The organism is Armatimonas sp., from assembly GCF_031410135.1.
Taxonomy (GTDB): domain Bacteria; phylum Armatimonadota; class Armatimonadia; order Armatimonadales; family Armatimonadaceae; genus Armatimonas.
On sequence record NZ_JANNYP010000167.1, the window covers coordinates 1 to 9,422 of the forward strand.

Below are 9,422 nucleotides of genomic sequence, written 5' to 3' on the forward strand. Positions count from 1 at the left end.
CGGCTACCACCACGCCAAGCCCGACCAAGGAGAGGGCTTCTGCCTCTTTAACGATATCGCCGTCGCTATCGCCATTCTGCGTGGTGAGGGGCTGATGGGAAATATCGCCTACATCGACCTGGACGCGCACCTGGGCAACGGCGTGGCGCACTGCTTTCTCAATGACCGCAGTGTCTGGCTCTTTGACATGTTCAATGCCTACCGCTACCCCTACAGCGACGTACTTGCCCGCCAGCGCCTCGACTGGCCCATTCTCCTCAACGACGGTACGGCGGGGCCGCTCTATCTCAACCTGCTCAAGGCCCAGCTCCCACAGTTCTTAGAGACCGTCGCCAGCAGGGGCGAGATCACGCTGGCAATCTACAACGCGGGCACTGACCCGTTTGAGAAAGACCAGCTCGGGGGACTGTGCCTCACGGAGCCCGAGATCCTAGAGCGCGATCTCTTTGTCTTGCGCACCCTCCGCGCTCTAAGCCTCCCGACTCTCGTCCTGCCCAGCGGCGGCTACAGCGATGCCAGCCACCGTATGATCGCCAACACACTGCAAGCCGCCCTGACCATTCCCGCTCTCTCCGGCGATAAAGCCCTATGAAAGTTCTTTTTGTCTGTGGGAAAAACACGGTGCGTAGCCTGACGGCGGAGAAGCTCTACCAGAAAACAACGGGGGTACAAGTGCGCTCGGCAGGGACGGAGCGCTCGGCGCGGGTGAAGGTGACGGTGGGGGATATTGGCTGGGCGGAGACGATCTATGTCTTTGAGAAAAGCCAACTGCGCGACCTAAAGGAGCGCTTTGGCGAGGTGCTGGCGGAGAAAGAGATTCTCGTGTTGCATATTTCCAATCCCGGTGGAAAGTACACGTTAATGGACGAACGCCTAGTCGCCAAGATTCAAGATGCTGTTGGAGAGCTCGGGTGCTAAGGGTTTTGCTTGCCCTCATGCGGGCCTCGATCCGCTCCCAGATGCAGTACAAGGCGAGCTTCGTGCTCTTCTCGGCGGGGAACTTCACAGCGGTGGCGGTCGAGGTCATCGGGCTGTGGGGGCTCTTTGCGCGCTTTGGGAACCTCCCCGGCTGGACTCTGCCGCAGGTGGCGGTGCTCTACGCCATGGTACACCTCGCCTTCGCCCTCGCCGAGGCCGCAGGACGCGGCTTCGATCAGTTTGCCAGCGTGGTTCGTGCCGGGGAGTTTGATCGTTTCCTGCTCCGTCCGCATCCCACTGCACTACTCCTCGCGGGTCAGACCTTCGAGCTCTCCCGAATCGGGCGCTTTCTCGCCGGGCTGGTGGCGCTGGGCTGGGGCGCGTCCAATGCCGGTGTGCACTGGGATGCCCTAAAAGTCGCAACCCTGATCGGCGCCGTTCTGGGTGGCGCACTGATCTTCTACGGCATTCTGGTCATGCAGGCCGCACTCTGCTTTATCACGGTCGAGTCGCTGGAGATTGTCAATGCCCTCACCTACGGCGGGATCATGGCCGCCGAGCTACCGCTGACGATCTACCCAAAGTGGATTCGGCTGCTCTTCACCTATCTTGTGCCGATTGCCTGCATGAACTACCTCCCGGCGTCGGTGATCTTCGGCCACCCTGGCGCGTCCCCCTGGCTCGCCCTCCTTGGCCCTGTAGTCGGAGTCGCTTTTCTCACCCTCGCCCTCCAGCTCTGGAAGCTCGGCGAGCGCAAGTACCGCTCCACGGGAAGCTAAAAGTCCCGCCCGTTGGAGGGGCGGGACTTGAGAGCGTCGCAGGCTCCGCTACAAAGGCCGTTCCGGCCATCGGAACTTAATGGGCGGCACGCCCTTCGTAGCCGAAGGCTCTCCAGCCTCCCCCCTCTAACGGGGGAGGGCTCCAGCGCTGCTGTTCCAATCGGCGGCGCTACGCCGGGCTGTCGGCTTTGAGATCCAGGTAGAGAAGCTCTTGCTCGGTGAGGTCGGTGTTGAGCGCGGCGACGTTGGTGTCTACTTCTTCCTGGTTCTGGGCACCGACAAGCGCAAAGACGTTCATCGGGTAGTTGAAGATGTAGGCCAGCGCGATCTGCGGAACCGTCAGGCCCTTGGCATCAGCGAGCTCTTGCACACGATCCAGGCGCGTGAAGTTGGCATCGGAGCAGTAGCACTCGCGCACGAGCTTTGCCTGGCCCTCGGTATAGGTCTCGACGCCCTCGCGGTTGAAGCGCCCGGACCAGAATCCCCCCGCCATGCTCGACCAGGAGAAGATCGGCATCTGATTGGCCTTGTACCACGCACGATCCGCCTCGTACTGGTCGCCGGAGATCGTCAGACAGCCGCCCCACGGCACACGGATCGGATCGGCCAGCGAGAAGTTGGGCGACGACGACATGAACGGGATCTGGCCGGTCTGAGCAGCGTAGTCGTTGGCGGCTTGCAGGCGCGCGGTGCTCCAGTTGCTGCCCCCAAACGCCCCGATCTTGCCCTGCTTCACCAAAAGATTGAGCACGTCCACAATCGGCCCCACTTCCACGTTCTCATCGTCGCGGTGGAGAATATAAAGATCGACGTAATCAAGCTGCATCTTAGCCAGAGTCTCGTGGAGATCATGCTGAATGTCGAACGGAGTCACTTTCTTACGGACGCTATCGTGCGCACCCTTTGCCAGGATCACCACCTCGTCGCGGATACCACGCTCCCGCACCCACTTGCCTAAGAACGCATCGGTGCCGTAGATGTAAGCCGTGTCTATACAGTTGATGCCCGCCGCAAACGCGGAGTCGAGCTGCGCGAAGCCAATGGCCTCATCGTTGCGATTGACCTGAATGATGCCCTGCACCAAGCGCGAGACGGGTTTTTCGATTCCCGCAATCGTGCCGTATTTCATCTGATTGCTCATAACGTCTCAGGATTCCCCACCCACAGGCGGCTTTCCTGCTCCCTATCCTTCACTGTTTTCGTACTTGTCTTTCAACCCGGAGACGACGCTCGGGTCGGCGAGGGTGGTGGTATCGCCCAGCGCTCTTCCTTCGGCGATGTCCCGCAGCAGACGGCGCATGATCTTTCCACTGCGCGTCTTGGGAAGCTCCGCGGTGAACAAAATATCATCGGGGCGGCAGATGGGGCCGAGCTTCTGCCCGACGTGCTTTTTCAGCTCGTTCTGTAGCTCCTGGCTCGCGACGATGCCTTCTTTGAGCGAGACGAAAGCGGCAATCGCCTGGCCCTTGATCTCGTGGGTCTTGCCGATCACTGCGCTCTCCGCCACGGCGGGGTGCGAGACCAGCGCGGACTCGATCTCCATCGTGCTGATATTGTGCCCCGCCACCAGCATCACATCGTCCACGCGGCCCAGGAGCCAGAAATAGCCGTCTTCGTCCTGGCGGGCACCGTCTCCGGCGAAGTAGAGATTTTTATCGCCAAACTTGCTCCAGTAGACTTTCTGGTAGCGCTCGTCGTCGCCCCAGAGCGTGCGTAGCATCGAGGGCCAGGGCTTCTGAATCACCAGCAGGCCGTCTTTTCCCGTGGGAGTCGGGTTACCCTCTTCATCCACCACAGCCAGCGTGATGCCTGGAAAAGGCAGGGTTGCACTGCCAGGCTTGCCTGCGACAATGCCGGGCAGGGCCGTGATCATCTGTGCCCCGGTCTCGGTCTGCCACCAGGTATCCACCACGGGGCAGTTCCCGTGGCCCACGTGCTCGTGGTACCAGAGCCATGCCTCCGGGTTGATCGGCTCGCCCACGGAGCCCAGCAGGCGCAGGCTGGAGAGATCGTATTTTTCTAAATGCTCCGTGCCCCACTTCATAAACGTCCGAATGGCGGTCGGGGCCGTGTAGAAGACGCTCACGCCGTACTTTTCAATCGTCGCCCAGAACCGATCCCGTGCGGGCCAGTCGGGTGCGCCCTCGTACATGAGAACCGTGGCTCCGGCAGCCAGCGGCCCGTAGACCACATAGCTGTGGCCCGTCACCCAGCCCACATCGGCGGTACACCAGAAGACATCGGTCTCTTTAATGTCAAAGGTCCACTGGAAGGTCGCGTTGGCCTGCGTGAGATAGCCACCAGACGTATGGTAGATCCCCTTGGGCTTGCCCGTCGAGCCCGAGGTGTAGAGGATAAAGAGACCATCCTCGCTGTCCATCACCTCCGGCTCCGTGACACGCGGGGCGTCCTCGACCAGCCGGTGCCACCAGTGGTCACGGCCCTCGGTCATGGGAACTAGTGTGGGGTCCATCGCCCGGCTGAGCACGACCACGCTCTCCACCAACGGACAGGCATCGCCCTCCAGCGCAGCATCGGTGGTGTCTTTTAAGCGAACGATATTTCCTCGCCGCCAGCCGCCACTGCTGGTCACGACAACCTTACTCTGACTGTCGTTGATGCGCTCCCGCAGGCTCTCCGAAGAAAACCCGCCAAAGATCACGGTGTGAATGGCCCCGATGCGCGTGCAGGCCAGCATCGCAATCGCCGCCTCGGGGATCATGGGAAGGTAGATACTCACACGGTCGCCTTTAACCACGCCTAGGTTCTTGAGCACGCCCGCGAAGGCATTCACCTCGCGCCATAAGTCATGGTAGGTCAGCACCCGCGTGTCGCCCGGCTCGCCCTCAAAGATAATCGCGGCCTTGTTGCGTCGCGCTGTTTTAAGGTGCCGGTCAATGCAGTTGGCGCTCACATTGAGTTTTCCACCCACAAACCACTTCGCATGCGGTGGGTTCCACTGGCAAACTTCCGTCCACGGCTCGATCCAGTCCAGCTTCTTGGCCCACTCCGTCCAGTAGGCTTCCGGGTCAGCAGCGGCGCTCTGATAGATCGCGGCATCGGCGATATTGGCCTGGGACACAAACTCCGACGACGGAGGAAAAAGACGGTCTCCGCCGAGCGAAGACCCCATCACGCTTTCATTGCTCATAACCCTCAAAGTATACCCTGACTTAAGTTAGCCCTCCGTCCCTGTCTTTTGTCGGTGTTGGCTGATTCCGTTTGCGCCTATCCTATCCTTATGAAGAATCTTCTTTGCACCGCCGCTCTGCTAGCTCTCACGCTCTCGGCCCACGCTCAGTCTCTTGTTGCTCTCGATCTAGGCACGCTCGGCGGCCCCACCAGCGGCGCAACCGCGATCAACAACACCACGCGCATCACCGGGCAGGCCGACACGTCCCGTTCGACCACCAACGCCTTTCTCTGGAACCCGCTCACAAGCATGGGTGGCCTCGGCTCGCTTGGTGGGAACTTCAGCATCTCCACGGCTATCTCTAGCCCCACCACGATCAACCCAGAGCGTGTCGTTGGATTCTCTACGATCTTAGGCGAGAGAAGCACCCATGCCTTCCTGGTAAACGGCACCTCGCTTCTTGACTTGCACCCACACGGGAGCCTTAACTCGTTTGCCCGAGCCGTGCAGACAGGGCGTAACAACCAGCTCAGGCTGGCGACTTTTGTGGCGGGCTCACACCAGAATAGCCAAGGGCTGGAGAAGGCCTTTCTCTGGACGGTGGCTGGCACTAGCATCAGTGCGATTGAGCTAGGGACGCTAGGAGGAAACACCAGTGCGGCCTTTGGGATGACCCCCGCTCGGAGCATTGTGGGCACCGCGATGGTCACGGGCAACCACCAGACTCACCCGTTCTTTATCAAGTCCGGGACAAGTGCACTACAAGATATTGGCACGCTGGGCGGGGCCAATGGCGTCGCCTTTGCGGTGAACGCGACTAACTCCGTGGTTGGGGAGGCAGACACAACAAGTAGCCTGCGCCATGCCTTTGTCTGGACACTGAACATTGAGCAGTTCCCCGCAGCCGATCTGGGGACACTAGGTGGCAAGACTAGCAGTGCTCGTGCGATTGCTACGGATGGGACGATTGTCGGAACGGCACAAGATAGCCGTGGCAATGCTCGTGCGGTCAAGTGGGATCCGGGCACCCGCCAAATCGTGGACTTAAACAGCCTGATTGATCCGGCCCAAGGCTGGGTGCTACAAGTGGCAACGGGCATCAACGACAACGGAAAGATCGTCGGGCAGGGCTTGCATAACGGCGTCCTGCGTGCGTTTCTTCTCACCACCGAGATTCAGTAGCCGCGATAAAATAGGGCATGTCTGCCCGAATCACCCTCCCCGACGATGCAGCGCTCGCCGAAGCCGCCGAGCGCCTGCGCGGCGGGGAGCTAGTTGCCTTTCCCACAGAGACCGTCTATGGCCTGGGTGCTAATGCGCTGGACGCCGACGCCGTGGCGAAGATCTACGCCGCCAAGGGCCGCCCCGCCACCAACCCGATTATTGTGCATGTGGCAAGTGTCGAGCAGGCAAAGGCACTGGTCAAGACCTGGCCCGCCATCGCCGACGAGCTGGCGGCCCAGCACTGGCCCGGTCCACTCACTCTGGTTTTAGAAAAAGCCGATCATATCCCCGATATTGTCACTGCAGGCGGCCCCACTGTCGGCATCCGTATCCCCAATCATCCCGTCGCGCTGGAGCTACTACGCCAAGCTGGAGTCCCCATCGCCGCGCCCTCGGCAAACCGTAGCGAAGAAGTCTCCCCTACGTTTGCCATCCATGTCCAGCACTCGCTCGGCGAGTTTGTAGACGACTTGCTGATCTTGGACGGCGGCGGCTGTAGAGTCGGCATCGAGAGCACGGTTCTTGATGTGACGTGTGATCCGCCCAGAGTTCTGCGGCCAGGGATGGCCAAGCTGAACCTCCCCCCTAGCCCCCGTGCGGCGGGGGAAGCCGAGGCCAATGTCGCACGCTCGCCGGGGCAGATGCTTCGGCACTACGCGCCCAAAGCCCCTCTGCTTATTTTACCTATTGAGGAGTTAGTCCAACAGATCCAAGAGGGGGATGGCCTATTGGTGAGAAGAGGATCACTTGATGGAAAACGACCAGAGCCAGGAGAACCAGGACGTGTAAAGGTGAAGATATCATTTCTTCGCCACGACTGGGACGCAGAACACTATGCAAAAATTCTTTATTGGTTCATCCGGGTACTTGATCGTTCGGGAGTTTCGCGTATTCTTGTAGAAGCACCTCCCACGGGGCCGGAGTGGGACGCGATCTGGGATCGTCTGCGGCGTGCCGCCAGTCCGGCCGATTAGCAGCGTCCTGCCGATCAGAACGGCAGGACTGGAGAGCGTCGCAGGCTCCGCTACAAAGGCCGTTCCGGCCATACTCAATTTCGAATTTTATGGGCGGCACGCCCTTCGCAGCTTTAGCTCTCCAGTCCCCTCGTTCCAATCGGGGGGGCTAGCCGGCGGCTACTCCCAGCACTCCTTCAAGTACCGCAGGCTCTCCCGTGCGATGGTCTCGGGATCGGGGCTGTAGTCGAAGACCTCGACGGAGACATAGCCACTAAAATCCGTCTCTTTGAGCGTGGCGGCGATGGGCTTGAAGTCTACGTCGCCAAAGCCGGGGCCGCGGCGATTGGCGTCGTTGGCGTGGACATGGGCGATGCGAGCGCCAAACTCACGACAGAGCGCGGCAGGGGCGTCGGGGCCTTCGGAGCACATGCTCTTGACATCCAGCATCATCCGAATCGCGGGGTGTTTGAGTGTCTCGACCATGCGCCACGCTTCTGACTGAGTGAGCAGAAAGTCCGCCTCGGGGCGCGGCAGAGCCTCGGGGCAGAGCACGGCGCTGCAAGCAATGAGCGTCTCCGTAAGCGCGGCCAGTGTCTCGCACATCCGTAGCCACGCCCCGGCTTCGTCGCCATTCTCGATCGTGCGTGCCTTGGGCGAGCCCAGCACGAGCACCGGAGCGCCAACATCACCCGCAAACTCAATCAGTGCTTTTAAGTAATCTAGGGTTCTCTGGCGAAGCGCAGTCTCGGTAGTGTGCATGTGCAGGCCCGGTGGGGAGACCAGCAGCCAGTGCGCTCCAACGATTTCGAGGCCATGATCACTAGCAACGCGCCTTATCTCGTTGCGCTGAGCAACAGAAATCTCGCGGACATCGGGGGCGAACGTGAACGGAGCCAGCTCGACGCCGTTGTAGCCCGTTTGAGAAAGAAACGCGCAGGTGCGCTCCCAGCTCCAGGGATCGGCGGCTCCCAGTGGCGCGAAAGTCTCGTTGCAGATCGCAAATTTTTGAGCAGACATGGGCGCATTCTACCCGAGCCGGTATAATTGCGACGTGCCCCACCCCGCAGAGAAAATTCGTTTGCTTCATTTCGCCGATGTCCACCTGGGAGTCGAGACCCACGGCAAGTTCAACCCGGAGACGGGCCTGAACACGCGGCTCGAAGACTTCAAAAACTCGCTGGATCAGGGCATCTCGCGGGCCTTAGATGCGGACGTAGATCTGGCGATCTTTGCGGGCGATGCCTACAAGGCCCGTGACCCCAGCCAGACCCACCAGAAGCTCTTTGCAGGGAGCCTGCGCCGCCTGACCAACGCCGGGGTTCCTGTGGTGATGCTGGTGGGCAACCACGATATTCCCAACACCCGTGGCCGTGCCCATGCTCTCGAAATCTACGACGTGCTCGGCGGCGCAGGCGTGCAGATTCTCTCCCGCCCCGAGCTGATCACGGTAGAGACGCGGCGAGGCGAGGTACTGGTCGGGGGGATGCCCTATCTTCCCCGCGCCCGTGTGCTCACCCAAGACGAGACAAAAAACAAGACAGTCGAGGAGATCGCCCAGCTTATCCGCGATAAGTACATCGAGTACATCGCCAGCCTCGCGCACCAAGCCGCCGAGCGCCCGGAGCATATCGCCATCCTCACCGCGCACTTCACGGTCGCAGACTCGCGCGTGGGGGTGCAGGGTGTGCTACTCAACGCCGCCGAACCACAAGTACCTGTGAGCGCCCTGGCTCTCTCGCAGTTCGACTATGTCGCGCTGGGCCATATCCACAAGCGCCAGGACTGCAACAGCCGCCGCCAGCCGCCGGTGGTCTACTGCGGCTCGATAGATCGCCTGGATTTTGGGGAAAAAGACGAAAACAAGGGCATCGTGCTGGCCGATATCGCAAAGCAGAACGCCGAGTTTCGCTTCGTGGATGTGGACGTGCGTAAGTTCCTAGAGATCGCGATAGATGCCACCGACGCTGATGAGCCCACGGAGAAAATCTTGGAAGAGCTTGCCAAGCGCCCGCTCAAAGACGCCGTCGTGAAGCTGAGCTACAAAGTTCCCCGCGAGAAAGCGCCGCTGGTGCGCGAGGACGAGCTACGAAAGGCGCTTAGTGAAGCCCATAGCGTGGTCGCCATCTCGCGTGATCTCCCCGGCCAGACCCTCACCACCCGCGCTGAGGGAATGACCGAGCAGCTCACGCCCGAGCAGGCGCTCACACTCTATCTCGATACCCGCCGCCCCGACCTCGCTCCCCTCCGCGAGGACTTCATGGCCGCCGCCCGCCGCCTGATGGACGATTTAAGGCAGGAGGCACTGGCGTGAGAGTTTTGTTTGCCCACCCCCCCGCATCGGCGGTGAGACAAACCGCCCCCCCCCCCCCCACAAATGGGGTGGGGTTGGGGGGGGGGATACCCCCGACACCC

Annotated in this window: 8 protein-coding genes and 1 pseudogene; 6 read left to right on the forward strand and 3 right to left on the reverse strand. The window is 61.0% G+C overall.

All coding sequences use genetic code 11. From position 1 onward, the window contains the following. The 3 genes and pseudogenes from RMO15_RS05930 to RMO15_RS05940 all read left to right on the forward strand — a co-directional run. A pseudogene (locus tag RMO15_RS05930) lies at window positions 1-592 on the forward strand (histone deacetylase); the annotation flags it as partial. Then, entirely contained in the window at window positions 589-918 is a 330-nt protein-coding gene (locus RMO15_RS05935; RefSeq protein WP_309709166.1) for a hypothetical protein, read from the forward strand. The pseudogene RMO15_RS05930 and the gene RMO15_RS05935, both read left to right, overlap by 4 nt. Further along, window positions 912-1,697: an ABC-2 family transporter protein gene (locus RMO15_RS05940; protein WP_309709169.1), complete on the forward strand. Its 786-nt coding sequence runs from the start codon at window positions 912-914 to the stop codon at window positions 1,695-1,697. Before RMO15_RS05935 ends, RMO15_RS05940 begins: the two co-directional genes overlap by 7 nt. A gap of 169 nt (window positions 1,698-1,866) precedes the next feature. Here RMO15_RS05940 and RMO15_RS05945 read toward each other — a convergent pair whose 3' ends face one another. Next, window positions 1,867-2,838, reverse strand: coding sequence for an aldo/keto reductase (locus RMO15_RS05945; RefSeq protein ID WP_309709173.1), 972 nt, complete (start codon window positions 2,836-2,838; stop codon window positions 1,867-1,869). 42 nt (window positions 2,839-2,880) lie between these two features. Further along, window positions 2,881-4,848: an acetate--CoA ligase gene (gene acs, locus RMO15_RS05950; protein WP_309709176.1), complete on the reverse strand. Its 1,968-nt coding sequence runs from the start codon at window positions 4,846-4,848 to the stop codon at window positions 2,881-2,883. A 90-nt stretch (window positions 4,849-4,938) separates the two neighbouring features. Here acs and RMO15_RS05955 point away from each other — a divergent pair, with 90 nt between their 5' ends. Then, a complete protein-coding gene (locus RMO15_RS05955; protein ID WP_309709180.1) occupies window positions 4,939-6,012 on the forward strand; it encodes a hypothetical protein in 1,074 nt (357 codons plus the stop codon). Window positions 6,013-6,029: 17 nt separating this feature from the next. Then, window positions 6,030-7,028 carry an L-threonylcarbamoyladenylate synthase gene (locus RMO15_RS05960; protein ID WP_309709183.1) on the forward strand — a complete coding sequence of 333 codons (999 nt, stop codon included), beginning with the start codon at window positions 6,030-6,032 and terminating at the stop codon, window positions 7,026-7,028. A gap of 159 nt (window positions 7,029-7,187) precedes the next feature. Here the strand turns inward: RMO15_RS05960 and RMO15_RS05965 are convergent, their stop codons facing one another. Beyond that, complete coding sequence (locus tag RMO15_RS05965) at window positions 7,188-8,027, reverse strand: sugar phosphate isomerase/epimerase family protein (RefSeq protein WP_309709187.1); 840 nt, start codon at window positions 8,025-8,027, stop codon at window positions 7,188-7,190. A gap of 34 nt (window positions 8,028-8,061) precedes the next feature. Between RMO15_RS05965 and RMO15_RS05970 the strand changes: the two genes are divergently transcribed. Next, the gene (locus RMO15_RS05970; protein ID WP_309709191.1) at window positions 8,062-9,321 is read left to right on the forward strand and encodes an exonuclease SbcCD subunit D; all 1,260 of its coding nucleotides are present in this window, start codon (window positions 8,062-8,064) and stop codon (window positions 9,319-9,321) included. Window positions 9,322-9,422 lie beyond the last annotated feature (101 nt).

Excerpts from the sequence above, each read along its gene's own strand:
- RMO15_RS05955 (WP_309709180.1), top strand. The coding sequence starts at position 4,939 with ATGAAGAATCTTCTTTGCACCGCCGCTCTGCTAGCTCTCACGCTCTCG.
- acs (WP_309709176.1), bottom strand. The coding sequence starts at position 4,848 with ATGAGCAATGAAAGCGTGATGGGGTCTTCGCTCGGCGGAGACCGTCTT.
- RMO15_RS05935 (WP_309709166.1), top strand. The coding sequence starts at position 589 with ATGAAAGTTCTTTTTGTCTGTGGGAAAAACACGGTGCGTAGCCTGACG.
- RMO15_RS05960 (WP_309709183.1), top strand. The coding sequence starts at position 6,030 with ATGTCTGCCCGAATCACCCTCCCCGACGATGCAGCGCTCGCCGAAGCC.
- RMO15_RS05965 (WP_309709187.1), bottom strand. The coding sequence starts at position 8,027 with ATGTCTGCTCAAAAATTTGCGATCTGCAACGAGACTTTCGCGCCACTG.
- RMO15_RS05945 (WP_309709173.1), bottom strand. The coding sequence starts at position 2,838 with ATGAGCAATCAGATGAAATACGGCACGATTGCGGGAATCGAAAAACCC.